Annotated in this window: 27 protein-coding genes; 16 read left to right on the forward strand and 11 right to left on the reverse strand. The window is 70.8% G+C overall.

Annotation, left to right across the window (positions count from 1 at the left end):
* Positions 1–6: 6 nt before the first annotated feature.
* A complete protein-coding gene (locus KOL93_RS14315) occupies positions 7–243 on the forward strand; it encodes a hypothetical protein (RefSeq protein WP_221586076.1) in 237 nt (78 codons plus the stop codon).
* Between the two features lie 43 nt (positions 244–286).
* On the opposite strand, the gene KOL93_RS14320 is transcribed toward KOL93_RS14315, so the two are convergent.
* The gene (locus KOL93_RS14320; RefSeq protein ID WP_260406619.1) at positions 287–1,027 is read right to left on the reverse strand and encodes an IclR family transcriptional regulator; all 741 of its coding nucleotides are present in this window, start codon (positions 1,025–1,027) and stop codon (positions 287–289) included.
* 180 nt (positions 1,028–1,207) lie between these two features.
* On the opposite strand from KOL93_RS14320, the gene KOL93_RS14325 reads away from it, so the two are divergent.
* From KOL93_RS14325 to KOL93_RS14365, 9 genes are all read left to right on the forward strand, one after another.
* Complete coding sequence (locus tag KOL93_RS14325; RefSeq protein WP_221586078.1) at positions 1,208–1,888, forward strand: HAD family hydrolase; 681 nt, start codon at positions 1,208–1,210, stop codon at positions 1,886–1,888.
* 41 nt (positions 1,889–1,929) lie between these two features.
* Positions 1,930–2,931, forward strand: coding sequence for a PhnD/SsuA/transferrin family substrate-binding protein (locus KOL93_RS14330; RefSeq protein ID WP_221586079.1), 1,002 nt, complete (start codon positions 1,930–1,932; stop codon positions 2,929–2,931).
* Between the two features lie 20 nt (positions 2,932–2,951).
* Entirely contained in the window at positions 2,952–3,779 is an 828-nt protein-coding gene (phnC, locus tag KOL93_RS14335) for a phosphonate ABC transporter ATP-binding protein (RefSeq protein WP_221586080.1), read from the forward strand.
* Positions 3,776–4,573, forward strand: a complete 798-nt coding sequence (phnE, locus tag KOL93_RS14340) for a phosphonate ABC transporter, permease protein PhnE (RefSeq protein WP_308291647.1) — start codon at positions 3,776–3,778, stop codon at positions 4,571–4,573. Before phnC ends, phnE (KOL93_RS14340) begins: the two co-directional genes overlap by 4 nt.
* The gene (gene phnE, locus KOL93_RS14345; protein ID WP_221586081.1) at positions 4,570–5,412 is read left to right on the forward strand and encodes a phosphonate ABC transporter, permease protein PhnE; all 843 of its coding nucleotides are present in this window, start codon (positions 4,570–4,572) and stop codon (positions 5,410–5,412) included. Before phnE (KOL93_RS14340) ends, phnE (KOL93_RS14345) begins: the two co-directional genes overlap by 4 nt.
* On the forward strand, positions 5,390–6,253 hold the full coding sequence (locus KOL93_RS14350; protein WP_221586082.1) for a MurR/RpiR family transcriptional regulator: 864 nt from the start codon (positions 5,390–5,392) through the stop codon (positions 6,251–6,253). The genes phnE (KOL93_RS14345) and KOL93_RS14350 overlap by 23 nt, the downstream gene beginning before the upstream one ends.
* 79 nt (positions 6,254–6,332) lie before the next feature.
* Positions 6,333–6,863 (forward strand): diaminobutyrate acetyltransferase, encoded by a 531-nt coding sequence (ectA, locus tag KOL93_RS14355; RefSeq protein ID WP_221586083.1) that lies wholly within the window; start codon positions 6,333–6,335, stop codon positions 6,861–6,863.
* A gap of 95 nt (positions 6,864–6,958) precedes the next feature.
* Entirely contained in the window at positions 6,959–8,236 is a 1,278-nt protein-coding gene (gene ectB, locus KOL93_RS14360) for a diaminobutyrate--2-oxoglutarate transaminase (RefSeq protein ID WP_221586084.1), read from the forward strand.
* A 17-nt stretch (positions 8,237–8,253) separates the two neighbouring features.
* On the forward strand, positions 8,254–8,655 hold the full coding sequence (locus tag KOL93_RS14365) for an ectoine synthase (RefSeq protein WP_221586085.1): 402 nt from the start codon (positions 8,254–8,256) through the stop codon (positions 8,653–8,655).
* Positions 8,656–8,694: 39 nt separating this feature from the next.
* Here KOL93_RS14365 and KOL93_RS14370 read toward each other — a convergent pair whose 3' ends face one another.
* Complete coding sequence (locus KOL93_RS14370; RefSeq protein WP_308291648.1) at positions 8,695–9,096, reverse strand: MmcQ/YjbR family DNA-binding protein; 402 nt, start codon at positions 9,094–9,096, stop codon at positions 8,695–8,697.
* A gap of 227 nt (positions 9,097–9,323) precedes the next feature.
* Between KOL93_RS14370 and KOL93_RS14375 the strand changes: the two genes are divergently transcribed.
* The gene (locus KOL93_RS14375) at positions 9,324–10,748 is read left to right on the forward strand and encodes a DEAD/DEAH box helicase (protein WP_221586086.1); all 1,425 of its coding nucleotides are present in this window, start codon (positions 9,324–9,326) and stop codon (positions 10,746–10,748) included.
* Positions 10,749–10,809: 61 nt separating this feature from the next.
* On the opposite strand, the gene KOL93_RS14380 is transcribed toward KOL93_RS14375, so the two are convergent.
* The 4 genes from KOL93_RS14380 to KOL93_RS14395 form a co-directional block, all read right to left on the reverse strand.
* Positions 10,810–12,183 carry an FAD-dependent oxidoreductase gene (locus KOL93_RS14380; protein ID WP_221586087.1) on the reverse strand — a complete coding sequence of 458 codons (1,374 nt, stop codon included), beginning with the start codon at positions 12,181–12,183 and terminating at the stop codon, positions 10,810–10,812.
* A 38-nt stretch (positions 12,184–12,221) separates the two neighbouring features.
* Positions 12,222–13,283 carry a polyprenyl synthetase family protein gene (locus KOL93_RS14385; RefSeq protein ID WP_221586088.1) on the reverse strand — a complete coding sequence of 354 codons (1,062 nt, stop codon included), beginning with the start codon at positions 13,281–13,283 and terminating at the stop codon, positions 12,222–12,224.
* A 31-nt stretch (positions 13,284–13,314) separates the two neighbouring features.
* The gene (locus KOL93_RS14390) at positions 13,315–14,031 is read right to left on the reverse strand and encodes a class I SAM-dependent methyltransferase (protein ID WP_308291649.1); all 717 of its coding nucleotides are present in this window, start codon (positions 14,029–14,031) and stop codon (positions 13,315–13,317) included.
* 77 nt (positions 14,032–14,108) lie between these two features.
* Positions 14,109–15,371 (reverse strand): isochorismate synthase, encoded by a 1,263-nt coding sequence (locus KOL93_RS14395; RefSeq protein WP_308291650.1) that lies wholly within the window; start codon positions 15,369–15,371, stop codon positions 14,109–14,111.
* Between the two features lie 68 nt (positions 15,372–15,439).
* Between KOL93_RS14395 and KOL93_RS14400 the strand changes: the two genes are divergently transcribed.
* Positions 15,440–15,994, forward strand: coding sequence for a DUF402 domain-containing protein (locus KOL93_RS14400; RefSeq protein WP_221586090.1), 555 nt, complete (start codon positions 15,440–15,442; stop codon positions 15,992–15,994).
* Here the strand turns inward: KOL93_RS14400 and KOL93_RS14405 are convergent.
* On the reverse strand, positions 15,991–17,097 hold the full coding sequence (locus KOL93_RS14405) for a glycerate kinase (RefSeq protein ID WP_221586091.1): 1,107 nt from the start codon (positions 17,095–17,097) through the stop codon (positions 15,991–15,993). The genes KOL93_RS14400 and KOL93_RS14405 overlap by 4 nt on opposite strands.
* Positions 17,098–17,126: 29 nt before the next feature.
* A complete protein-coding gene (locus tag KOL93_RS14410; protein WP_221586092.1) occupies positions 17,127–17,990 on the reverse strand; it encodes a PPK2 family polyphosphate kinase in 864 nt (287 codons plus the stop codon).
* Between the two features lie 100 nt (positions 17,991–18,090).
* Between KOL93_RS14410 and KOL93_RS14415 the strand changes: the two genes are divergently transcribed.
* Both KOL93_RS14415 and KOL93_RS14420 read left to right on the forward strand, forming a co-directional pair.
* The gene (locus tag KOL93_RS14415) at positions 18,091–18,255 is read left to right on the forward strand and encodes a hypothetical protein (protein ID WP_221586093.1); all 165 of its coding nucleotides are present in this window, start codon (positions 18,091–18,093) and stop codon (positions 18,253–18,255) included.
* Positions 18,256–18,319: 64 nt separating this feature from the next.
* Complete coding sequence (locus KOL93_RS14420; RefSeq protein WP_308291651.1) at positions 18,320–19,348, forward strand: LacI family DNA-binding transcriptional regulator; 1,029 nt, start codon at positions 18,320–18,322, stop codon at positions 19,346–19,348.
* Between the two features lie 9 nt (positions 19,349–19,357).
* Here KOL93_RS14420 and menD read toward each other — a convergent pair whose 3' ends face one another.
* Genes menD through KOL93_RS14435 form a run of 3 tightly spaced genes read right to left on the reverse strand, consistent with a single transcriptional unit; the run spans position 19,358 to position 22,323 of the window.
* Complete coding sequence (menD, locus tag KOL93_RS14425) at positions 19,358–21,052, reverse strand: 2-succinyl-5-enolpyruvyl-6-hydroxy-3-cyclohexene-1-carboxylic-acid synthase (protein WP_221586094.1); 1,695 nt, start codon at positions 21,050–21,052, stop codon at positions 19,358–19,360.
* Positions 21,039–21,563, reverse strand: a complete 525-nt coding sequence (locus KOL93_RS14430; RefSeq protein WP_221586095.1) for a PLD nuclease N-terminal domain-containing protein — start codon at positions 21,561–21,563, stop codon at positions 21,039–21,041. Before KOL93_RS14430 ends, menD begins: the two co-directional genes overlap by 14 nt.
* A 28-nt stretch (positions 21,564–21,591) precedes the next feature.
* Positions 21,592–22,323 (reverse strand): GntR family transcriptional regulator, encoded by a 732-nt coding sequence (locus tag KOL93_RS14435; protein ID WP_221586096.1) that lies wholly within the window; start codon positions 22,321–22,323, stop codon positions 21,592–21,594.
* A gap of 208 nt (positions 22,324–22,531) precedes the next feature.
* Here KOL93_RS14435 and KOL93_RS14440 point away from each other — a divergent pair, with 208 nt between their 5' ends.
* Positions 22,532–23,437, forward strand: a complete 906-nt coding sequence (locus KOL93_RS14440; RefSeq protein ID WP_221586097.1) for a transporter substrate-binding domain-containing protein — start codon at positions 22,532–22,534, stop codon at positions 23,435–23,437.
* A gap of 18 nt (positions 23,438–23,455) precedes the next feature.
* Positions 23,456–24,178, forward strand: a complete 723-nt coding sequence (ehuC, locus tag KOL93_RS14445) for an ectoine/hydroxyectoine ABC transporter permease subunit EhuC (protein ID WP_221586098.1) — start codon at positions 23,456–23,458, stop codon at positions 24,176–24,178.
* Positions 24,179–24,212 lie beyond the last annotated feature (34 nt).

The following is a 24,212-nucleotide window of genomic DNA, read 5'->3' on the forward strand; positions in this document are numbered from 1 at the left end:
CCTCTCGTGAACACTGTCAGACGCACCGTCTTCGTCATCTTCTGCGCTTGCACAGCGCTCTTCCTCACCGCAGCGACGCTGCTCGTCGCGTTGCAGGTGGCGGGGTTCCTCGCGTTGTCGGGCTCACTCGTATCAGGAGCGAACTCGGCCCTGATGCCGTGGACGCTCTACCTGGCCATCGGCATGGGCGGCTCCGGCTTCGCGTACTCCTACCTGCTCCCGGCGACGAGCGATCAGGAGTGAGGGGAGGTCGGGCGTCGCGGCCTCTCTCGGTCGCGGCGCCCGGTCAGCCGACGAGGTTCACGCTGAGCGCGTGCGCGAGGTTCTGCAGCGACGGGACGAGTTCGACGATGCGATCACGCGACACGGCACGCTGAGGCCCCGATGCCGACAGCGCGTAGAGCGGGAGCCCTCGCTCCGACGCCGGGGCAGGCAGGGTCACGGCGATCGCGAGGATCCCCGCGACGCGCTCGCCCTCAGACAGGCTGAATCCCTGATCTCGCGCGTCACCGATGCGTGCGCGAATATCGTCGATCGTGGTGCTGTCGGGCTCGTGACCCAACGTGCGGGCGTCGGCGAGAACCGAGGCGATCTCCGAGTCGTCCTCAGCCGCGAGCAGGATCTTGCCCGCTCCGCGCGTGAGAGGCATGAGCTTGCCGAGCTGGAGACGATACGGCAGGTCTTCCTCGCCCTCGACCCTCGCAACGAGAATCCGCTCGCTGCCGTGACGCACGTACAGAGAGGCGGTGAGCCCCGTTGAGCGCGCGAACCTCTCGAGCTCCGGCGCAGCGACGCGTCGGACAGGGTCATTGTCGAGAAAGCTCTGCGCCATCGGGGCGGCCATCTCGCCGATCGCGTAACGTCGCCGGGTCTGTCTCACCATCGCGAACGCCTCGAGCGTGTGCAGGATGCGCTTCGCCGTCGATGGCGTGAGTGACGAGCGTTCGGCCACCTCGGACAAGCTCAGCGGGTGAGCCGACCTCGTGAGCACTTCGATCACCGACAGTGCTCGCGACAGCGATCTCATCTCGTTGCGTTCTGCCAAAGCTCGCCTTTCCCACGCGTTCGACCAGTCTATCGACGCGCCACCGTCGCTTCGGTGCCCGAGGAGCCGGCGCGCGACACCGGATGTTCACCCAACCGTGACCCATCCGTTCACGCACTCCCCATACGGTGGACGCATCGTCCACAACAGCGAGGAGAACGCGTGACATCGACGATCGTCTTCGACTTCGACGGCACGGTCGCCGTCGGAAACGGCCCCGTGCTCGCCTATGCGCGCGAGGTCGCCCCGCACGTCGGCGGCGACTACCTCGTCCGTGTCGACGCAGAGCTCGCAGCCTTCGACGATGGCGTCGACACGACGTTCCGCGACGGATACGACGTCGTCGGCTCGCTCGCGACCGACGCGGGGCTGGACCCCGAGACGCGGCAGCGCGCGTATCTCGCGAGCCGCGGATCCCTCGCCTCCTCCGGCGCCGAGCCCGCCCCCGGCCTCGTCGACCTGCTGCGCGCACTCCCCGACCGCACGCGCGTCGTGCTCGCGACGAACGCTCCCCGCGACGGAATCGACGAGACCCTCGCCGCGTGGGGTCTGGGAGACGCGTTCGACGAGATCCGCGACAGCGTCGGCAAGCCCGCCGGCCTGACCGCCCTCGTGCGCGATGCCCTCCGGAGAGGACCGGTCCTCGCCGTCGGCGACATCGTCGAGAACGACATCGCGCCCGCGGCGGCCCTCGGCGCCGACACCGCACTCGTCGGCGCCACGGCTGCCGCGTCGCCCGCCGACGTCACGATGCGCGCACCGATGCTCGCGGACCTCGCCCCCGCGATCCTCGCGTGGGCCCGCCGTGCGGATGACCGCGACCCGGCTTCCCCAACCCCCTGACCCCCCCGCAGCACCCCCTCTCTGGAAAGGCGACACCCGACATGCGCACGAAGACCCTCCTCGCGACCGGCGCCGCCGCGACGCTCGCTCTCGGCCTCGCCGGCTGCAGCGCCGGTGACGACGCCGCAGCAGACGGCGAATGGCCCGAGTCGATCACGATCTCGCTCGTCCCCTCCGTCGAGGGCGAGGACCTCGCGGAGGCGCTCGACCCGCTCTCGTCGTACCTCGCGGACGGCCTCGGCATCGAGGTCACGGGCACGGTCGCCACCAACTACGCGGCGACGGTCGAAGCACTCGGCGCCGACCAGGCCCAGGTCATCATCACCGACGCCGGATCCCTGTACCAGGCGACGGAGCAGTACGACGCCGACCTCATCCTGCGCGACGTGCGCTTCGGCGCGACGTCGTACGCGGCGGTCGCCTACACGAACGACCCCGACACGTACTGCGAGGACGAGCCGGTGATGTCGATGTACGACGCCAGCGACATCGAGCTGTCGTACTGCAACGGCCTCGAGGAGGACGGCGCCTCGGCGACGGGCCAGGGACCGAAGGGCATCGAGATGCTCGCGGAGGCCGACGGCGCGAAGGTCGCGCTGCAGGCCGCCACGTCGCCCGCCGGGTACCAGTACCCGGTCGTCGCGATGCGCGAGCAGGGCCTCGACACCGACGCCGACATCGAGCAGATCCCCGTCGAGGGCAACAACAACGCCGTTCTCGCGGTCGCGAACGGCGACGCCGAAGTCGGCTTCGCCTACTGGGACGCCCGGACGACCGTCTCGGAGGAGGTCCCCGACATCGCCGAGAAGGCGGTCGCCTTCGCCTACACCGAGATGATCCCGAACGGCGGCGTCGCCGCGTCGAGCGCGCTGCCCGACGACCTCACCGCCGAGCTCACGACGCTCATGGACGAGTACGCCGATTCGTCCGACGAGGCCGCCGACGTCATGTTCGACCTCGTCGGACTGTCGGACTGGACCGACGAGACGGCCGAAGACGAGATCACCCGCTACGGCGAGATCCTCGAGCAGTTCGCCGGCTGATCCACGGAGCACACCGCGCAATGACCTCTGACGCGCCCCGCGCGGAGGCCGGGTTCGCCCCGGCCTCCGCCTCCTGGCCGATCCGCCTCGACGGCGTCTCGGTCACGTATCCGAACGGCACCGCCGCACTCCGCGACGTCTCGCTCGCAATCGAGCCCGGCGAGATGGTGTCGGTCGTCGGCCTCTCCGGATCCGGGAAGTCGACCCTGATCCGCACGATCAACGGCCTCGTGCCGGTGACGAGCGGATCCGTCCAGGTCGGCCCGCACGCCGTCTCCGGCCTCGGCGGGCGGCGCCTGCGCGAGCTGCGCGGGCGCGTCGGCATGATCTTCCAGGGCTTCAACCTGGCCGAGCGCGTCGATGTCTACCGCAATACGCTCGTCGGGCGCTTCGCCCGCGCGGGCGCGCTGCGCACGCTGCTCGGGATCTCCTCAGCCGAGGACCGCGAGATCGCCCTGCGCGCCCTCGACGCGGTCGGCATGCTCGACAAGGTCTGGACGCGGGCGGGATCCCTGTCTGGCGGCCAGAAGCAGCGCGTCGCGATCGCGCGGGCCCTGTCTCAGGACCCCCGCGTGATGCTGGCCGACGAGCCCGTGGCGAGCCTGGATCCGCCCACGGCGCACGCCGTGATGGCCGAGCTCGTCGCGCTCGGCGCCGAGCGCGGGCTCACGGTGCTCGTCAACCTGCACCTCATGGATCTCGCCCGTGACTACACGACGCGCATGATCGGCCTGCGTGCGGGCGAGCTCGTCTACGACGGACCCGCGGCAGACGCGACCGACGCCGACTTCGAGGAGATCTACGGCCGCCGGATCCGCCCGGAGGACCGGCTGGGAGCGACCGCGTGACGGATCTCGCCGTCCCGCCGCGCCCGCGCACGTGGCCGCGCACAGCGGTCGCGGCCGCGTGCTTCGCGCTGTTCACGGTGCTCACGTGCCTCCCTGCGATCGGCGGCGTCGAGCTCGACTTCGCGTCGATCGCCCGCAACTGGCGCAACGGCGCCGACAAGATGCTGCAGCTGCTGCAGCCCGACTGGGCGTTCCTCCCGCGCACCCTGCAGCCGATGCTCGAGACGCTACAGATGGCGCTCGTCGGCGCCGCCGCGGCGGCGGTCGTGTCGGTCCCCCTCACGCTCTGGGCCGCGCGTCCGACGAACCCGAATGCGCTCTCGCGCGGGATCGTCCGGGCGATCATCAACGTCATCCGCTCGGTGCCCGATCTCGTCTACGCGACGATCCTCGTCGCGCTCGTCGGCGTCGGCGCCCTGCCCGGCCTGCTCACGCTGTTCCTCTTCGACATCGGCATCGTCGTCAAGCTCGTCTCCGAGGCGATCGACTCGCACGAGCACCCGTATCTCGAGGCAGGCCGCGCGGCGGGCGCGACGCAGGGGCGCCTCAACCGCAGCCTCGCGCTCCCGCAGAGCCTTCCCCTGTTCGCGAACCAGTGGCTGTACGCGCTCGAGCTCAACGTGCGCATCTCGGCGATCCTCGGCATCGTCGGGGCGGGCGGCATCGGGCGCCTGCTCGACGAGCGCTTCGGTTTCTACGCGTACGACGACGTGTCGATCATCATCCTCGAGATCCTCGTCGTGGTGATCCTCATCGAGGTGTTCTCGAACTGGCTGCGGAGGAGGCTCACATGACCCGCACCGCACTCACCCGCCAGACGGGCCTCGATCTTCCCGCCCCGCCGTCACGCGTGGTCCCCACGGTGGCCGCGATCGTCGTCGGCGCCGTGATCGTCGCCGCCACCGCGGGCATGGGAATCGACTGGTCGAAGCTGCTCGACCTGCCCCGAGCGATCGGCGAGTACGGCGCGCTGATGTTCGCGGATCCGGCGTGGGACAAGCTGCCCCGAGCCCTGTTCGAGATGTGGCGGTCGATCTCGATGGCCTGGCTCGGCGCGATCGGCTGCGTCGTGCTCTCGATCCCCCTCGGCATGCTCGCGGCGCACGACGTCTCCCCCGCGTGGCTGCGGGCGCTCCTCCGTGGGGTGTTCGCCATCATCCGCGCCGTGCCCGAGGTCATCATCGCGCTCATCCTCCTCACCGTCACGGGCCTCACCCCGTTCACGGGGGCGCTCGCCCTCGCGATCGCCGGCATCGGCACGCAGGGAAAGTGGGTGTACGAGACGATCGAGTCGCTCGACGCGAGCACCTCGGAGGCCGTGCGCGCGGCCGGGGGCGGGCGTCTCGCCGTGCTGCGCTGGGCCCTCTGGCCGGCGGCGCTGCCGTCGCTCATGTCCTTCGCGCTGTACCGCTTCGAGATCAACATCCGCACGTCGGCCGTCCTGGGCCTCGTCGGCGCGGGCGGGATCGGAAGCATGCTGTCGAACTACACGAACTATCGTGAGTGGTCGGTGGTGGGCATGCTGCTCATCGTCGTCATCGCGGCGACGATGATCATCGACGCCGTCTCGGGCGCCCTGCGCCGCCGCATCATGGAAGGACCGCGACGCCGTGGCATGGACCGGATCCGCTGACGCCCCTCCCACCGCGCGGATCGTCGCGCTCGCGCCATCGCTTCACCAGGGCGAGCGGCGCGTCGCCGAGGCGGTCGCGGCAGATCTCGGCGCAACCGTCGAGCGCACCGCCCAGGAGGTCGCCGACGCCGTGGGCGTGGGACGCGCGACGGTCGTGCGAACGGCCCAGACCCTCGGGTACGACGGGTATCCGCAGCTACGCGTCGCCGTCGCCCGAGAGCTCGCGCTCCAGACCTCGTCGGGCGACCTCGCCGCCGACGGCACGATGCTCGGCACCCTGCGCGCCGCGAGCGACCGCTTCGCGGCACGCCTCGGGCACACCCTGTCGGGCCTGACGGAGGAGGCGCTGCAGGAGTTCATCGCCTCCCTCGACGACGCCGCGCGCGTGCTCGTCGTCGCGAACGGGCTCTCGTCGCCGCTCGGCCTCGACCTGCTCCTGCGCCTCAACGCCGCTGGCCGTCCGGCCGAGCTGCTGAACGACCCGCTCGCCCAGCGCATCGCGGCGCGCCAGCTCGGGAGCGGATCCGTCTGCCTCGTGCTGTCGGGATCCGGCGCGAACGACGAGACGCTGTCCGTCATGAGCGCGGCGCAGCAGAGCGGATCCGAACTGCTCGCGATCACCTCCTTCGCCCGCTCCCCCGTCGCACACCTCGCCGATACGGTGCTCATCGTGCCGCCCGTGAACGACTCGTTCCGCGACGAGCTCGTGCACACCTCGCGCGCCGCGCTGATGCTCGTGACCGAGGCGCTCGTCGACGCTCTCCTCACCCGCCGCGGCGAGCGCGGACGCGACGCGCGCGCGGCCGTGCTGCAGGTGCTGGGCGCCTCGATCCGGGAGTAGGCGTCGCGCCCATATAGCACGATCCCTGCGAGAGAAAAAGGCTTGCCCTCCTCGCTCAGGTCGCTATCGTCCGGGGCGTATGGAACCTCTCAGCACATCGGATTCCGCGGCGAAGGCCGCACCCCTGTCGATCCGCGCGCCCTTCCTGGAAGACGCCGGCGGCATGTGGCGCGTCGCGCGTGACTCGGGCACGCTCGACCTCAACTCGTCGTACGCGTACGCGCTGTTCGCCCGCGACTTCTCGGCGACGTGCCGCGTCGCCCTCGCGTCCGGCGACGTCGTCGGGTTCGTCCTCGGCTTCCGCCGTCCGGATTCCCCGAGCCACCTGTTCATCTGGCAGGTCGCCGTCGACGCCGATCAGCGCGGCCGCGGCCTCTCCGGACGCCTCCTCGACGACCTCGTCGCGGGGCTGCGTGCCGACGACGAGCCGGTCACCTGGCTCGAGACGACCATCACCGACGACAACGTCGCCTCGCAGCGGCTCTTCGCGTCGTTCGCGCGACGCTGGGACGCCCAGGAGCGCGTCGAGCCGCTGTTCGAGGCGGCGCACTTCCCCGACGATCACGATCCCGAACCCGTGCACGTCATCGGTCCGCTGAGGACCGGATAGACGTGCGCAAGTCTGGGGCCGACGGTCCCAGCCGCGAGACGCGAGCGCGTCCCGTGAACGTGCCCCGGCCGGGGCGACTCTGAAGGAGGACACAGATGTCCATCGCAGAAGACCCGTCCATCTCCGCATTCACCAGCCAGGAATCCGGCGTGCGCAGCTACTCGCGCTCCTGGCCCGTCGTCTTCGATCGCGCGCAGGGCGCGCACCTGTACGACACCGACGGCACCTCGTACCTCGACTTCTTCGCGGGAGCGGGCGCGCTCAACTACGGCCACAACCACCCCGCACTGAAGCAGGTCCTCGTCGACTACATCGCGAGCGACCGCATCGTCCACTCGCTCGACATGTTCACGGAGGCCAGACGCGACTTCCTCGACACCTTCAGCGAGCAGATCCTCGAACCGCGCGACCTCGACTACCGCGTCATCTTCCCCGGACCGGGTGGGGCGAACGCGGTCGAGGCCGCGCTCAAGCTCGCCCGCAAGGTGACGGGGCGCGAGTCGGTCGTCAACTTCACGAACGCGTTTCACGGCATGACGCTCGGGGCGTTGTCGGTCACGGGCAACTCGCTCAAGCGCGGCGGGGCGGGCGTTCCCCTCGTGCACGCGACGCCGATGCCCTTCGACGACTACTTCGACCGCGACTATCCCGACTTCTTCTACTTCGAGAAGCTGCTCACGGACACGGGCAGCGGGCTCAACAAGCCGGCTGCGGTCATCGTCGAGACCGTGCAGGGCGAGGGCGGCGTCAACACGGCACGAGCGGAGTGGCTGCGCGGTCTCGAGAAGCTCTGCCGCGCGCACGACATCCTCCTCATCCTCGACGACGTCCAGATGGGCTGCGGACGCACGGGCGGCTTCTTCAGCTTCGAGGAGGCGGGGATCGTCCCCGACATCGTGTGCCTGTCGAAGTCGATCTCGGGGTACGGGCTGCCGATGGCGCTGACGCTCGTGCGCCCCGAGCTCGACGTGTGGGAGCCGGGCGAGCACAACGGCACCTTCCGCGGCCTCGCGCCCGCATTCGTGACGGCCGCCGAGGCGATCCGCACCTTCTGGAGCGACGACGCGCTGCAGAACTCGACCCGCGACAAGGGCGCCTACATCGAGAGCCGCCTCAACGCGATCGCTGCGGCCCACCCGGTCGCCGGCCTGGTGCCGAAGGGGCGCGGCCTCGCGCGCGGTCTGCAGTTCTCCGACGGCGAGACGGCGGGTCAGGTCGCCGCGCTCGCCTTCGCCCAGGGGCTGCTCGTCGAGACCTCCGGACCGGAGGACGAGGTGCTCAAGCTGCTCCCGCCGCTGACCATCACCGACGATGAGCTGAACCGCGGCATCGAGATCATCGACGCCTCCACGACCGTGGCTCTGGCCGACTGACACGAGAGGAGATCACCATGATCGTGCGCACACTGGACGAGATCTCGGACACCGAGTCCGACATCCGATCGGGGACGTGGCGCAGCAGGCGCATCGTGCTCGCGAAGGAGGGCGTCGGCTTCTCGCTGCACGAGACCACGCTCTACGCGGGCACCGAGAGCTTCTTCTGGTACGCCAACCACATCGAGGCCGTCTTCATCACGGCCGGCGACGGCGAGATCGAGGATCTCGCCACGGGCGAGGTGCACCCCCTGCGGCCCGGCACGATGTACCTCCTCAACGACAGCGACAAGCACCGGGTGCGCGTCCGCGAGGAGATCCACTGCGTCTGCGTCTTCAATCCGCCGATCACGGGGCGCGAAGTGCACGACGAGAACGGGGTGTATCCGCTCGTGACCGAGAGCGCGCCCGCGGGCTGAGCGCCTGGCCGGTGTCGTCGGGAGGGGGATCGGCGCGGCTCAGCGCCCTTCCCACTCTCGACGCAGCGCGGCGGGGGCGGTGCGCGCGAACGAGTCGGCGATGAGCTCCCACACCTCGTCCCAGTCGGTCGCGCCCGGCGGCTCGGCGAGGTCGTATCCGATCCACCCGGTCGGGCCGAGGTAGGCCGGTACGGACACGTTCGGGAGCGACAGCACGGCGTCGCGCTCGCCGTCGGCCGGGAGGACGACGACGGACCTCGGGTGCTGCACCCACTCGGCCCCGACCTTCACCGAGTACCCGTAGTACGCGAACACCTTCTTCGTGAAGAAGGCCGGACGTCCGTGCGACACCTTCTCGTCGGCCCCCGGGAACACGCGGCAGAGATCCCGGACCCTCGCGAGATCCGGCTCATCGGGATCGAACATCGGCGGATGCGCCACCCGGCCAGTGTGCCCGTGCACGCAGCACACAACAAGACCCACTAGACTTGCTCGGGAACGCATTCGTGCGTTCGTCGTCGCGGCTGTCTCGGGCTCCTGCCCGCTCCGCTTTCCGTGGCGAATCGGATTCGGCACCCGCCGCGTTCGCCCCCTTTCACCGGTTTCCCGCACGCCTTTCGTCGTGCTGTCCTGAGCGATTCCCGCCGGTGCTCACCGAGAGATACTCCATGACCTCTGCCGACACGCAGACCTCCTCGTTCGCCGATCTCGGCGTTCCCGCCTACCTCGTCGACGCGCTCGTCGCCGTCGACCGCCCGACCCCGTTCCCGATCCAGCGCGAGACGCTGCCGTCGACGCTCGCGGGACGCGACGTCCTCGGGCGCGGCAAGACCGGATCCGGCAAGACCCTCGCCTTCGCGATCCCGCTCGTCGCGCGCCTCGCCGCGGCCGACCAGAAGACGCGCCCCGGCCACCCGCGCGCCCTCGTCCTCGCGCCGACGCGCGAGCTCGCGACGCAGATCGCGAATGTCGTCACCCCCCTCGCCCGCGCCGCGGGCCTCAGCGTCACGACCGTCTTCGGCGGCGTCTCGCAGAAGCCCCAGGAGAACGCGTTCCGCAAGGGCGTCGACATCGTCGTCGCCTGCCCCGGTCGCCTCGAGGACCTCATCGGCCAGAAGGTCGTCTCGCTCGACCGCATCGCCGTGACCGTCCTCGACGAGGCCGACCACATGGCCGACCTCGGCTTCCTGCCCGGCGTCACGCGGATCCTCTCGCAGACGCCCGCCGACGGCCAGCGCATGCTGTTCTCGGCGACGCTCGACAACGGCGTGGACAAGCTCGCGAAGCGGTTCCTCTCGAACCCCGTCAGCCACGCGATCGACTCGGCCGAGTCGCACGTGCCCGACATGACGCACCACGTCTTCGAGGCCGCCGACCCCGACGCGAAGAAGGCGCTCATCCGCATGCTCGCGGCGGGCAATTCGAAGCGGATCCTGTTCTCGCGCACCAAGCACCAGGCCAAGCGCCTCGCGAAGCAGCTGACCGCCTCCGGGATCCCCGCCGTCGACCTGCAGGGAAACCTGTCGCAGAATGCGCGCGACCGCAACCTGGCCCAGCTCACGTCGGGCGAGGTCAAGGTGCTCGTCGCCACCGACGTCGCGGCGCGCGGCGTGCACGTCGACGGCATCGATCTCGTCGTGCACATGGATCCGCCGGCCGACCACAAGGCCTATCTGCACCGCTCCGGCCGCACGGCGCGTGCCGGCGCCTCGGGCGATGTCGTCACCCTCATGACCCCGGACGAGCGCGGCGACGTGAAGCAGCTCCTCCGTCGTGCCGGCATCCAGGTGCGCCCGCAGACCGTGACCGCCGACAGCCCCGCCGTGGCGGCGCTCGTCGGCGAGGTCGCCGAGCATGTCGCACCGCGCCCGGGCGGCCCCGGTGCGGGCAACGCGCCCGCCGCGGCACCGGCCGGCGGCGGTGGAACGTCGCAGGGGGCGAACGCGCGCCGCAAGCGCGCCGCCCGCGAGCAGGGCCAGGGCCAGTCCCGTCAGGGCGGCCAGCCGCAGAAGCAGCAGTCGTCCGACGCCCCGAACGCGCGCCGCCGCCGTCGTCCCCGCCGCGCGTCGGCACCGGGGACGAACGTCCGCTGACACCCATCGCGAAGAACGGCCCCGACCTCTCACGAGGTCGGGGCCGTTCTTCGTCAGGCGGTCATTCGCCGCGCGAGATCTTCACCATCTCGTCACGCGGGACGACCTTGACGCGCTCGCGCTCCTCGGGCGCGCCGAGCGCGACCTCGTGAGCATCGAGGCGGTGCCAGCCCGCGAGATCCGTCCACGCGACGCCGCGCGACTCGAGAAGCGCGGGAATCGCGCCGTCGGAGGCGTCCTCGGGCTGCCACCAGTCGCCCTGGTCGTTGACCAGGTGCTGAATCGTCTCCATGGCGTCGGACTTCGTGTGGCCGATGAGGCCGACGGGGCCGCGCTTGATCCAGCCCGTCGCGTACACGCCGGGGACGCGCTCGTTCGAATCCTGCTCGAGCACCTGACCCTCATGGTTCGGAATCACACCGTGGTGATCATCGAACGGCACGCCCTCGAGCGGCGACCCGAAGTAGCCGACCGCGCGGTAGAGCTGCCCCATCGGGATCTCGCGGATCTCGCCCGTGCCCGCGACGCCGCCGGCGCCATCGGCCTTCGTGCGCTCGTAGACCAGCGCGGCGACCCGGCCCTCGTCGTCGGTCCTGACCTCGATGGGCCTGGCCCAGAAGTGCAGGTGCAGCCGACGCGACGCCTCGCCGCCGGCGCCGTTCGCGCTCGGGCGGTCGCGCCACTTCTGCAGGACGCGGTCGATGACCTTGACCTGCTTGTTCGACGCGATCGCCTCCTTCGAGGCCTCGTCGTAGTCGAAGTCCTCGTCGTAGACGACCATGTCGACGTCGCGCAGCTCGCCCAGTTCGCGCAGCTCCAGCGGCGTGAACTTCACCTGAGCCGGACCACGGCGCCCGAAGACGTGCACGTCGGTCACCGGCGACGCCTTGAGGATGTCGTAGACGTTGCCGGGCACCTCGGTGGAGAGGAGGTCGTCGGCGTGCTTCGCGAGCATGCGCGCCGCGTCGAGCGCGACGTTGCCGTTGCCGATCATGCCGACGTGCTGCGCCGTCAGCGGCCACGTGCGCGGGACGTCGGGGTGACCGTCGTACCAGCTCACGAAGTCCGCCGCACCGTACGACTCCTTCGCGTCGATGCCCGGGATGTCGAGATCGGCGTCGCGCACGGCACCCGTCGCGAAGATCACCGCGTTGTAGTGCTTCTTCAGGTCGTCGAGAGTGATGTCCTCGCCGAAGTGCACGTTGCCGAAGATCCGGATGTCACCGCGGTCGAGCACATCACGCAGCGCGTTCACGACGCCCTTGATGCGCGGGTGATCGGGGGCGACGCCGTAGCGCACGAGACCGTACGGCGCGGGGAGGTGCTCGAACAGGTCGATCGAGACCTCGAAGCTGCGCTCGGTCTTGAGGAGGATGTCAGCCGCGTAGATGCCGGCGGGGCCGGCGCCGACGATGGCAAGGCGGAGCTTGGTCATGTGGTGCGGATCTTTCTCTCGAGGGTCGTCGTCGAGGCTCAGCCGGAGCGATCGGCGAGCTGACGTGCGAAGCGCGTGAGCGCCTCGCGCACGGCGCCGCGAGGCAGGACCGACAGCGCGTCGGTCGCCTCCTTCGTCCAGCTGAGCGCGAGTTCATGGGTGCGGTTCGTCACGGCGTGATCGCGCAGCTCGGCGAGCGGGCCGTCGAGGATCGCAGGATCCTCCCCCGCGCGGATGCGCACCACGCCATCGTCGATGCGCTGCGCGAGATCGCGATCGGCGGGCGCATCGCTCGCCTTCAGCAGCAGGTACGGCATCGTGACGACGCCTGCACGCAGGTCGGTGCCGGGCACCTTGCCCGTGTCCTCGGGGTTCGCCGAGAGGTCGATCACGTCGTCGGCGAGCTGGAACGCGACGCCGACCCTCTCGCCGTACTCGCGCAGCGCCGGGCGGAAGTCCTCCTCGGCGTTGCCGAAGAACGCCCCGGCCTGCGCCGCGGCCGCGATGAGGGATCCGGTCTTGTCGGCCAGCACCTGAATGTAGAACTCGATCGGGTCGTCGTCCTCGCCGGGGCCGACCGTCTCGTGCAGCTGACCCAGCACGAGCCGCTCGAACGTCTCGGACTGCAGGTCGACGGCGACATCGCCGTTGCGCCCCATGACTCGGCTCGCGCGCGCCAGCAGCAGGTCGCCCGCCAGGATGGCCGTCGAGTTGTCCCAGACCTTGTGCGCCGCGGGAACACCACGGCGACGGTCGGCGCCGTCCATGACATCGTCGTGGTACAGCGATCCGATGTGCATGAGCTCGAGAGACACGGCCGCGTCGCGCACCGCGGGCGTCATGCCCTCGCCGAGCTGCGCCGTCAGCAGCACGAGCATCGGGCGCACCCGCTTGCCGCCTGCCTCGTAGAGGTACCGGCTCATCGCGTCGACGAGCGGATCCGCGGATCCCAGCTCGGCCGCGAGAGCCTCTTCGACCTCGATCAGCCCCTTTTCCAGGGTCGCCGCGAGCTTTCGCGCGGCGGGGCCGGCGAAAATGCGGTCGCTGAGACCGAATCGGCTCGCCAGTTGCGAGCCCGAGGCGGCGGGGCTCGAAGTCACTCGTCTACCCTACCCGCGCACGCACCGGCCATTACGCTGTGCGACGCCGCGCGCGATGCAGCGCGACGATGCCGAACGACAGGTTCCTGTAGGCGACATCGCTCCATCCCGCCTCGCGCATCCACGCCGCGAGTGTGGGCTGGTCCGGCCACGCCTGGATCGACTCGTTGAGGTAGTCGTACGCCTCGCCGTGGGACCCGACGATGCGCGCCACCTTCGGCAGCACCCGGTCGTTGTAGAACCGGTAGAGGCGACGGAAGCGCGGATCCGGCGGCGTCGAGAACTCGTTGATCACGATGCGCCCGCCCGGCTTCGTCACGCGATGCAGCTCGACGAGCGCCTTCCGAGGCTCGTTCACATTGCGCAGGCCGTACGACATCGTGACGGCATCGAACTCGCCGTCGTCGAAGGGCAGGTCCGTCGCGTCGGCCTCGACGAAGCTCAGGCCGCGCACGTCGCCGAAGTTCCGGCGTCCCTCCGCGAGCATGCCCGGGGAGAAGTCGGCCGCGACGACCTCGGCACCCGATCGCGCCAGCGAGGCCGACGAACGGCAGGTGCCCGCCGCCAGATCGAGGATCCGCTCCCCTGGCTGCGGGCTCACCGCGCGCGTCGTCGCCGCGCGCCACTGCGCGTCCATTCCGAACGTCATCGCCACGTTCGTCAGGTCGTATCGCTCGGCGACCTGATCGAACATGCCGCTCACAGTGGTCGGGTCCTTGCTGAGGTCAGCGCGGTTGTGCGAAGTCACGCGATGAGTCTACGTCGGCGTTCCGCGCGGAAGGACGGGAGCCTGCGCGCACGACGATGGGCCGGATCGTGAGCGATCTACGCCAGAGCGTCGACGATGGGACGGAATTTGACGCGCGTCTCGAGAAGCTCCGCCTCGGGAACGGAGCCCCGGACGATGCCGCCGCCCGCGTGCGCCGTGACGGCGCGCGTCGCGGCGCCGTCGGCCACCGGCGCGAACTGAGCGCCCCGGAGTGCGATGGCCCACTCGCCGTCGCCGTCGCCGTCGATCCAGCCGACGGGGCCGGCGTAGCGGCCGCGATCGAACGGCTCGATCCGGCGGATGACATCGAGCGCGCGGTCGGTGGGAGTTCCCGCGACGGCGGCCGTCGGGTGCATCGCCCGCACCATGTCAAGTGCCGAGGCCCCGTCGTTCAGCGTGCCGCGCACGTCGGTCGCCAGGTGCCAGAGGTTCGGAAGCTCGAGTGTGAAGGGATCGCCGGCCGCCGTCAGCTCGCTCGTGTGCGGACGAAGCGCATCGAGCACGCTGTCGACCGCGAAGGCGTGCTCGGCGCGGTCCTTGTCGCTCGTCGACAGCTCGAATGGCACGGAATCGTCTTCGGACACGTTCGCTCCGCGCGGCCGGGTGCCGGCGAGGACACGCGCCGACACCTCGCCGCCGTGCACCGTGACGAGCGTCTCAGGGCTCGCGCCGATGAGGCCGTCGACGGCGTACGTCCACGTGTCGGGGTACTCGCTCGCCAGCGAGCTCACGAGTCGGCGCAGGTCGGCCTGTGCGGGAACCGTGCCCGCGAGATCGCGCGCGATCACGACCTTGCCGATCTCGCCCGACTCGATCGCGGCGAGCGCATCCCTCACGGCCGCATCGTGGGCCTCGGGGTCCATGGCGCCGGGGCCGAGGGTCGCCGACCACGACGGTCCGAGTGGGATCCTCACGGCGGCGGGAAGCTCATCCGGACGGTCGGCGATGCGGATCCTGGTGATCCACGCGCGGTCGCCGCGACGCCCCAGGACGGTCGTCGGGACGATGAGCGTGCTGGGCGCGGCGGACGTGTCGTCGAAGGCGAGAGCGCCGAATCCCACGAGACCGGTGCCGGGGATCCGCACCTCGTCGTCGACGTCGGTCGCCTGCGAGATCGCGCGCCAGAGGTCGGCGATGGCGCCGATGCGCCCCTCCTCGGCGACGTCGATGTGCAGGAGGTCGGGCCCCGCGGCGACGAGCCCGTCGCCCTTGCGGGTCCACGCCAGCGGAGACGCGGGATCGGCGAACGGCAGCGCGTCGGCGGCGGCGATCTCGCGCGTCGTGGCGACGAGACGCGGCAGCGAGAGCGATTCAGTCACGCTTCCGATCCTATTGATGGCGGGGTTCATTCCGGCTGGGAGGTCGTGCGACGGAATATGGTCGAGTGATGACCACCTCGACCCGTCCCGGCACCAAGATGCACATCAACTGGCGCAAATGGGACGGCGGGCCGCACTGGGTGCACGAGGTCGTGTACCTCGGTCGGGACGAGTGGGGCGCGTGGTTCGGCCAGCGCCCGGGGTGGCGCAGCCACCGCCCCGGTCGCGACACCCTCCTCAAGACGTCGTGCGTCATGCTCCTGCCGGATCCGGCCCCGGCCAGCGATCACGGGGCGGAGTGGATCCTCACCGTGAACGCGCCGCCGCAGCGCACGCGCGTCTACATCGATGTCGCGTGGGACGCGAAGTGGGACGGCGAGGAGCCGTCGGCGATCGACATGGACCTCGACGTCGTCCGCCGCACCGACCAGCGCGGCATCTACGTCGACGACGAAGACGAGTGGGAAGAGCACCGCGTCGAGTACGGCTACCCCCTGCACGTCGTGAATCGGCTCGAGAAGGTCACGGAGGACCTCACGCAGCGGGTGACGGAACGCACTCCGCCGTTCAACGAGGAGACGACACGCTCCTGGTTCGACGTGCTCGACGCCCTCGACCTCTAGCCGGCGAGCTGCGCGCCGGCGTCGCGCAGCCAGCGCCCCGGATCCGCCAGGGCGGCATCCGTCGACCCCGCGACCTCCGTGAGCGAGACGCTCCCGGCGAAGGCGCTCGTGTCGCCGTCGATCGCCCCCGCGATGAGCGCCACGGGCACCCCTGCCTCGCGCGCGAGAGCCGCGACGTGCGCGGGTGCCTTGCCCGCGGCCGACTGGCCGTCGAAGCGCCCCTCCCCCGTCACGACGAGGTCGGCGCCCTCGATGTCGGCGGCGAGCCCGGTCAGGTCGGCGATCGCGGCCGCTCCCGGCACGAGCTCCGCGCCCCACAGCAGAAGACCGAAGCCGGTGCCGCCCGCCGCACCCGCGCCCGGCACCGCGGCGAGCGCCTCCGCGTCGAGCACGCGCGCGAACGCCCGGAGCCCCGCGTCCGCCTGCGCGACGCTCGCCTCGTCGAGCCCCTTCTGCGGGCCGAAGATCCGAGCCGCGCCCTCGTCGCCCGTGAGCGGATTCGTCACATCGGTCAGAACCGTGACGCCGCCGTCCGGCAGCCCTCTGAGGCCCGAGATGTCGACCGACGCGATCTCGTCGAGCCCGCCCGCTCCCGGCGTGACAGAGGCGCCGAAGTCGTTCAGCACGCGCGCCCCGAGCGCCGTGAGCATTCCCGCGCCTCCATCGGTCGACGCACTCGAGCCGATGCCGAGCACGAGGCGCGAGACGCCCGCCGTGAGCGCCGCGGCGATCGCCTGACCGAAGCCCAGCGTGGACGCGGTGAAGGGGCGGCGCTCGTCACCGAGCAGCTCGATGCCGGACGTGCTCGCGAGCTCGACGACGCCCGTGCCGCCCGGAAGGTCGTCGGTGGCGGGGAGGCGCAGCCACGTCGCGTCGACGCCGAAGCCCGCGGGCCCCGTCACGCGCACGCGCATGCGCTTCGCGCCGGGTACCGCCTTCTCGAACGCGTCGAGCGTGCCCTCGCCGCCGTCGGCCATGGGGCGCAGCGCGAAGCTGTCGGCCGGAGACGTGCGCACCCAGCCCTCCGCGATCGCCACGGCCGCGTCAGCGGCGGTGATCGATCCCTTGAAGCTGTCGGGGGCGACGACGATGCGGCGAGTCATGGGATCCATCCTGCCGCACACGGACCTCGTCACATGGTCGCGCGCAGCCGCACCTTCTCGGCCTCGACGTCGAAGTCGGCCGGGGGCCACTGCGGGTCGATGTCTTCGAGCGCCTCGAGGAGGAGGGCCTGCACTGCGAGCCGCGCGTACCACTTGCGGTCGGACGGGACGACGAACCACGGTGCATGGTCGGTCGACGTGCGCTGGATCGCCACCTGGTAGGCGTCCTGGTACGCCGGCCACAGAGCGCGCTCGTCGACGTCGCTCGGGTTGTACTTCCAGTGCTTGTCCGGTCGCTCGAGGCGCTCCATGAGGCGCTCGCCCTGCTCCTCGTACGATCCGTGCAGCATCACCTTGATAATCCGCGTGCCCTGATCGACGAGCCGCTTTTCGAAGTCGACGATCGCCTGATAGCGACGTTCGATCTCGTCGCGGTCCGCGAGCTCGCGCACACGGCCGATCAGGACGTCCTCGTAGTGCGAGCGGTCGAAGACGCCGATGAACCCCGGCTTCGGGACACGCTTCTCGACGCGCCAGAGGAAGTCGTGGGCGCGCTCCTCGTCGGTCGGCGCCTTGAACGCCGCCAGCTCGACGCCCTGCGGATCGACGCCGCCGACGACGTGCCGCACGACACCGCCCTTGCCCGCCGAGTCCATGCCCTGCAGCACCAGCAGCACGGCGTCACGACCACCCCGCTGCCCTGCCGCGAACAGGCGCTCCTGGTACTCGGCGAGTTCGGCGAGCCCCGCGTCGAGATCGGCGCGCCCGTCCTTCTTGTCGCCGTCGTAGCCGGGCGTCGAGTGAGGGTCCACGCGGGCGATCAGGACGTCGGGTCCCGCCCGCAGGGACTCCCACGCGTCTTGCTTCCACTTCACCTGGCTCTTCGCGGTCATGCGGCCATTCAAGCGGAGGCGCTCCGGAACCGCGAGCCCTTGACCCCGCCCCGGTCGTCTTTTACTGTACCGATACAGACTTTACCGATAAAGGAGTCTCATGGATCCGTTCATGGTCAGCGCCGTGACACAGCTGGCACACGAGGAGGGCTGGGAGATGCCGCCGCCCCGCCGTCGCCTGCGCCGAGCGATCGCGCGGCTGCTGAGACGCGCGGCGCGGTCGATCGAGCCCCTCGTCCCGCCGGCAGACGATGCCGAGCGCTGACACGCCTGCGCGCGCTCATGCGACACAATGGAGCCATCCCGACGAGGAGGCTCCCCTGTCACGAGTGACGCTGCAGACCGTCGCCGACGAAGTCGGCGTGAGCAGGATGACGGTCTCGAACGCCTTCTCGCGGCCCGACCAGCTCTCGGATGATCTGCGCGCACGCATCCTCGAGACGGCGCGACGACTCGAGTACGCGGGTCCCGACCCGTCGGCGCGCGCCCTCGTCCGCGGGCGCACGGGGGTCATCGGCGTGGTGCTCACCGAGGATCCGCGCGACGCGTTTCGCGACGACATCGCCATCGGGTTCGTTCGAGCCGCGACGGAGCGGCTCGCCGAGGCGGGCTACTCGCTCGCGCTCCTGCACGGCGGCACCGCCGACAGCGTGCCGTCGCGCGACGTCGCCATGGACGGTGCGATCGTCTACGCCTGCACGCCCCAGAGCGACGCGGTGCAGAACCTGCTCCGACGCAAGCTCCCCGCCGTCCGCGTGGAGGGGCTTCCGATGACAGGCATCGCCGATGTCTCCTTGGACGACTGCACCGGTGCGCGGGAGGCCGCTCGACACCTGATCGACCTGGGACACCGCGACATCGCCTGCATCGTCACGGGCGTCGACGCCGATGACGCCCGATACGGCGACGCCCCGCCCACGCCGCACGCGCCGATGGCTCGCCGCATCGAGGGCTGGACGGACGCGCTCGACGCGGCGGGCATCGAACCGCGCTACGTCGGCACCCCGGCCTCCGACCTGGATCAGGTGCTGGCAGACCGCGTCGATCGCATGCTCGACGACGCCCCGACCGCCGTCCTCGCGTTCTCCGATCTCGCGGCCGTCGACGTGATCGATCGCGCGCACGCCCGCGGCCTGCGTGTGCCGGACGACATCTCCGTCGTCGGGTTCGATGACAACCCGATTGCGGTCCGCATCCGCCCGCGTCTCACGACGGTTCACCAGGATGTGGAGCTCAAGGGCCGACTCGCGGCGGAGCTCCTCATCGCGCAGCTGAGGGGCGAGCCGATTCCGACCGTGGCTCCTCTTCCGACCACCCTGGTCGTGCGCGAGACGACGGGCCCGCCGCCTGCGCGCTGAGCGGCGCGCTCAGCGCCCGAGCGGCGCTTCGATGATCTGCGGTCCGGCGACGGCTGCGGTCAGCGCCTGGTCGAGCTCGGAGCGGGTCGTCACCCGGACGTGCCCCCAGCCGTAGGCGATTGCGAGGGCCGAGAGATCGGCCGCCTGCGGCGTGTACTGCACGCGCGACATCGCCTCGGCCGACGCCGTCTGCGCGACCTCGAGGCCGTCGAAGATCGTGCCGCCGCCGTCGTTGCCGACGATCACCTGGACGCGCGGCCGCTCCTCGCTCTCGGGGAGGAGCAGGGATCCGACGTCGTGCAGGAACGCGAGGTCGCCGAGCAGCACGCGGGTGACGCCGGGAGATCCCTCGTGCTGGCTCGCGAGCGCGATGCCGAGGCCCGTGGCGATCGTGCCGTCGATTCCGGCCAGGCCGCGGTTGGCGTGCACGGGCACCTTCTTGCCGGCGAGCACGTCGTCGGCGACGCGCACGAGCCGGCTGGAGCCGAACACGAGGCGGTCGTGCGGCCACGTCGCGCGCCAGACGCCCGCGACGAGCTGCTCGCGATCGAGCGGCGTGCGCACCGCGTCCATCTCGGCGCGGACCGCTCCGAGACGGGCCTTCGGGTCGGTCGACGCGAGGCCGTGGATATCGGGCGCCGGCGTCTCGAGGTCGGCGGCGTGCTCACGGGACCACCGCATCCACGCACCCAGCCATTCGCGATCCTGCTCCCCCGCGGCGACGGCGACCGCGGCGGCGGAGCGCGTCGCGCCGCTGAGGTCGAGCGGCTCGTCGGTCGCCCGCAGCGCGACGATGTCGATGTCGCTCCGTGCGAGCAGCGCCGTGACCTCGCGGCCGAGCGTCGGGTGCCCCACGACGACGACGCGCTCGATGCGCCCGCCGAGCTGCGGATCCGCGAGCGCCTGCCGGTAGCCGAGCACGGCCCTGCGGCCGAAGCGGGATCCGCTGACGATCTCCGCGAGCAGCGGCCAGCCGCCCTGACGCGCGATGAGCTCGGCGTCCTCGCCGCCGTCGGCGCCCGCGACGACGACCGTGCGGGGTCCCGATGCGAGCGTGACGGGCTCCGGCGGATCCGGCAGCAGCGCCTGCGCCTCCCGGAGCGCCTGCTCGGAGTCGGCGGATCCCTCCGAGAACCACGGGGGAAGCGGACCCGCGAGGGGCTCGCGATACGGCAGGTTGACGTGTGCGACGCCCTGCACCGTCTCTCCCGCGGCCGCGACGAACGCGCGCGCCGCGAGCGAGCGCATGCGCGCGGCCTCTCCCGCGGAGCCGTCGGGAGTCTCAGCATCCACGGCGAATCGCGCGGCGCCGGCGAACAGGCCGGGCTGAGCCGTCGTCTGGTTGGCGCCGACGCCGCGCAGCTCCGGCGGCCGGTCGGCGGTCAGCAGCAGCAGCGGGACACCCGAGTGGTGCGCCTCGAGCGCCGCCGGGAGGAGATTCGCCACGGCCGTGCCCGACGTGCAGACGACGACCGCGGGCACGCGCGTCTCACGCCCGATGCCGAGCGCCGTGAAGCCCGCGCTCCGCTCGTCCAGACGCACGTGCAGCGAGACGCGGCCCTGCCGCTCGAGGTCGGCCGCGGCGAGCGCGAGCGCCTGCGAGCGGGATCCCGGACTCACGACGACGTGCCGCACACCCAGCGCGACGAGCGCGTCGAGGAGCGCGCAGGCGGCCTCGGTCGCGGGAGATTCAGCCGCGGGCATCGCGCGGGTCGTCGTTCTCGCCCTCGTCGCCGTCAGACGTGCCGTCCGTGTCAGCGCCCTCGTCGTCGGATGTCTCGTCGGCCGACGAGTCGTCGTCGCGATCGCTGTGGAACTGCGCGTCGAGGCCCGCGAGGACCTCGTCATCGCCGTTCCTCTCGTCATCGGCTGCGCGAGGCCGGTCGTCGCCGGGCGCGTCGAACTGCTCCTCGGCGTCGAGCATCGCGAGCTCCTCTTCAAGCTTGCGGATCCGCTCGTCGGACGCCGTCAGGAAGCCCGGGTCGTCGTCGGGTCCGGTCGGGCCCGATGCGGTCGCGGGCCGCTGCTGGCCCTTGCGGGCGCGACCGATGGTCAGCCAGAGGATTCCGCCGATCACCGGGACGAGCGTGATGACGACCCACGTGCCCTTCGAGACACCGCGATGACGAGATTCCGGCTGCGTCGCGCAGTCGACGATGGTGAACACCGTGAACACGACGGCCGCGACGGCGAGGATGAGGAGAAGACGGGCCACGTCTCCATCCTACGAGCCACGCGGCGCGTCAGACGCCGTGCGCGGGCTCGATGCGAGGGAAGGCCGGGGGCTCCTCGCCGAGCGACGACTCGATCGTCTCGACTCCGTCATCCTCTCCTGTGAGGCGGGCGATCGCATCGCCGAACTGCCGACGGAGAGCGCGCGCGGCGGAAGCGGCGTCGCCGGCGCGGATGGCGTCGAGCAGAGCGCGGTACGTCGGCGAGACCGTGCGCCGCACCTGGTATCCGTCCGGGTCACTCAGACTCGCGATGCGCGTCTCGGCGAGCAGGGTGTCGATCGCGGCCGACAGCCGCCGACTGCCGACCAGGTCGACGAGATGCCGATGGAAGGCGATGTCGGCATCGCCGATCGCCACCGCGTCCTCGCCATCGCTCGCCTCGACGAGCCGAGCGAAGCACGCCTCCAGCTCCCCCACGGCGCGCGCGTCGGAATCCGCGGCGAGCAGCCGCGCCGCGTGCGCCTCGATGGCGCAGCGCGCCTCGTAGAGATCGGGGATGTCACCGGGGCCGATCGTGCGCACCCGCAGACCGCGACCCGGGACGGACACCAGGAGCCCTTCCTGCACGAGGCGCTGAGCGGCCTCACGAAGGGGACCGCGGCTCACACCCAGCTGCGCGGCGATCTCGACCTCGCCGATGGATCCTCCCGTGGGGAGCGCCCCGGCGAGGATCGCCTTTCGCAATTCGATAACGATCAGGTCGACCGTCGACATGCGCGAGACCGGGATGACCGACCGCATCGCGTCACCGTCCGCCACTGGATTCACCGCGATTTCCTCTCTCTCGGCGCCGCCTCGTCGCCGCGCGCTCGTCACACCGTATCTTCCCCTGTTCGATTGTCGACAGTCAGACAGTCGGATTGATTTGTGATCGACGCCTGTGACAAGGTTGGCGCGTTCTTCGTCGACGCGTGCACCTCCGCGCGCCGGCACTCAAGGGAGAGGAAGCATGACGATGATCCGACGCACCATCACGACCACAGGGCTCGCGGGGCTCGGAGTCCTCACGCTCGGCCTCACCGCCTGCGGCTCCGGCGGCGGCTCCGGCGGCGGCGAGGAGGAGGCGGGCAGCACGCTCGAGCGGCTGCAGGAGGAGGGCTCGATCACCCTCGCGATCGCGTCCGAGCAGCCGTACTCGTGGGTCGGCGACGACGGCGAGCCGACCGGCGCCACGATCGCGATGCACGAGGAGATCTTCGGGAACCTCGGCATCGACGACATCGAGGTCGAGGAAGTGGCCTGGGACAACCTGATCCCCGGACTCAATGCCGGCCGCTGGGACGCCGTCAGCGCGGGGATGTCGATCCTCCCCGAGCGCTGCGCCGAGGCCTCCTTCAGCGACCCCGAGATCATGTACACCACCACGCTCGCGGTGCCCACCGGCAACCCGCAGGACCTCAGCGACCTCGACTCCGTCGTCGAGACAGGCGGCGACGTCACGCTCGCGATCCAGTCGGGTGCGATCGAGGACGGGTACGCGTCGGACCTCGGGATCGAGAACACCATCGCGGTCGACTCGGCGAGCTCCGGCCTCGAGGCCGTGCAGTCCGGACGCGCCGACGCATTCGCGCTGACGGCGGTCTCCCTCAACTGGATGACCGAGGACATGGACGATCTCGAGACAACCGAGGCGTTCGTCCAGGAGCTCGACGGCGTCGAGCAGGTCGGCGCTGGCGCCACCGTGTTCCACAAGGACGACACCGATCTCCTCGAGGCCTACAACGAGGAGCTGGCGAAGATCACCGGCGACGAGCAGGCGTACCTCGGCCTCGTCGAGCCGTTCGGGTTCACCGCCGAGAACCTCCCGCCCGAGGACCTCACCACCGAGCAGCTCTGCGCGGGCGAGCTTGAGTAACGGGCACCTCACGCTCTCGTGACAGAGAACCTCGACACGCTCGGACGGGCGCTGCCGCAGATCCTCGATGGCCTCCTGATCACCATCGAGCTGACGGTCGGCGGCGCCCTCCTGGCGTTCCTCATCGCCGTCGGACTCGGGCTCCTCGCCCGGTTCGACAACCGGTGGCTGCGCGGCTTCGCTCGCGTCGTCATCGAGTTCTTCCGCGGCACTTCACTCGTGGTGCAGCTCTTCTTCCTCTTCTTCGTGCTGCCCCTTCCGCCGCTGAACATCGAGCTCCCCCCGGTGCTCGTGGGCATCGTCGGCCTCGGGCTCAACTACGGCGCGTACGGCGCCGAGGTGGTCCGCGGATCCATCAACTCGGTCCCCCGAGGGCAGTGGGAGGCCACGACGGCGCTGAGCATGTCGCGGACCCAGCGCATGTGGCGGGTCATCTTCCCGCAGGCATGGGCCCTCATGATCCCGTCCCTCAACAACCTGCTGATCCAGCTGCTCAAGGGCACGGCGGTCGTGTACCTCATCACGATCGTCGACCTCACGGCCGAGCTGAACAGGCTGCGCGTCGACACCGACGTCTTCTTCGCGTACTCGCTCGGGCTCGTCGTCTACTTCATCCTCGCGTCGATCCTCGCCGCCGCGATGAACGGCCTCGAGGCCCGCGCGAAGCACAGACTCGGGCGGGGAAAGCCGAAGCGTGTCCTCGCGGCCCCGGCCGCTGAGACGAAGGGGGCCGGCGCGTGAGAGACGAACAGGACCTCCTCTGGAACTGGGACCA

It is taken from the genome of Microbacterium salitolerans, assembly GCF_019720895.1.
Lineage (GTDB): Bacteria > Actinomycetota > Actinomycetes > Actinomycetales > Microbacteriaceae > Microbacterium.

What these genes read in the sequence shown, in the direction of transcription:
- menD (WP_221586094.1), bottom strand. Translation starts at nt 21,052, where the DNA reads ATGCCCGCGGCTGAATCTCCCGCGACCGAGGCCGCCTGCGCGCTCCTC.
- phnE (WP_221586081.1), top strand. Translation starts at nt 4,570, where the DNA reads ATGACCCGCACCGCACTCACCCGCCAGACGGGCCTCGATCTTCCCGCC.
- KOL93_RS14375 (WP_221586086.1), top strand. Translation starts at nt 9,324, where the DNA reads ATGACCTCTGCCGACACGCAGACCTCCTCGTTCGCCGATCTCGGCGTT.
- KOL93_RS14400 (WP_221586090.1), top strand. Translation starts at nt 15,440, where the DNA reads ATGACCACCTCGACCCGTCCCGGCACCAAGATGCACATCAACTGGCGC.
- KOL93_RS14365 (WP_221586085.1), top strand. Translation starts at nt 8,254, where the DNA reads ATGATCGTGCGCACACTGGACGAGATCTCGGACACCGAGTCCGACATC.
- KOL93_RS14435 (WP_221586096.1), bottom strand. Translation starts at nt 22,323, where the DNA reads ATGCGGTCGGTCATCCCGGTCTCGCGCATGTCGACGGTCGACCTGATC.
- KOL93_RS14320 (WP_260406619.1), bottom strand. Translation starts at nt 1,027, where the DNA reads ATGAGATCGCTGTCGCGAGCACTGTCGGTGATCGAAGTGCTCACGAGG.
- KOL93_RS14440 (WP_221586097.1), top strand. Translation starts at nt 22,532, where the DNA reads ATGACGATGATCCGACGCACCATCACGACCACAGGGCTCGCGGGGCTC.
- KOL93_RS14330 (WP_221586079.1), top strand. Translation starts at nt 1,930, where the DNA reads ATGCGCACGAAGACCCTCCTCGCGACCGGCGCCGCCGCGACGCTCGCT.
- KOL93_RS14415 (WP_221586093.1), top strand. Translation starts at nt 18,091, where the DNA reads ATGGATCCGTTCATGGTCAGCGCCGTGACACAGCTGGCACACGAGGAG.
- ectA (WP_221586083.1), top strand. Translation starts at nt 6,333, where the DNA reads ATGGAACCTCTCAGCACATCGGATTCCGCGGCGAAGGCCGCACCCCTG.
- KOL93_RS14380 (WP_221586087.1), bottom strand. Translation starts at nt 12,183, where the DNA reads ATGACCAAGCTCCGCCTTGCCATCGTCGGCGCCGGCCCCGCCGGCATC.
- phnC (WP_221586080.1), top strand. Translation starts at nt 2,952, where the DNA reads ATGACCTCTGACGCGCCCCGCGCGGAGGCCGGGTTCGCCCCGGCCTCC.
- ectB (WP_221586084.1), top strand. Translation starts at nt 6,959, where the DNA reads ATGTCCATCGCAGAAGACCCGTCCATCTCCGCATTCACCAGCCAGGAA.
- KOL93_RS14410 (WP_221586092.1), bottom strand. Translation starts at nt 17,990, where the DNA reads ATGACCGCGAAGAGCCAGGTGAAGTGGAAGCAAGACGCGTGGGAGTCC.
- KOL93_RS14405 (WP_221586091.1), bottom strand. Translation starts at nt 17,097, where the DNA reads ATGACTCGCCGCATCGTCGTCGCCCCCGACAGCTTCAAGGGATCGATC.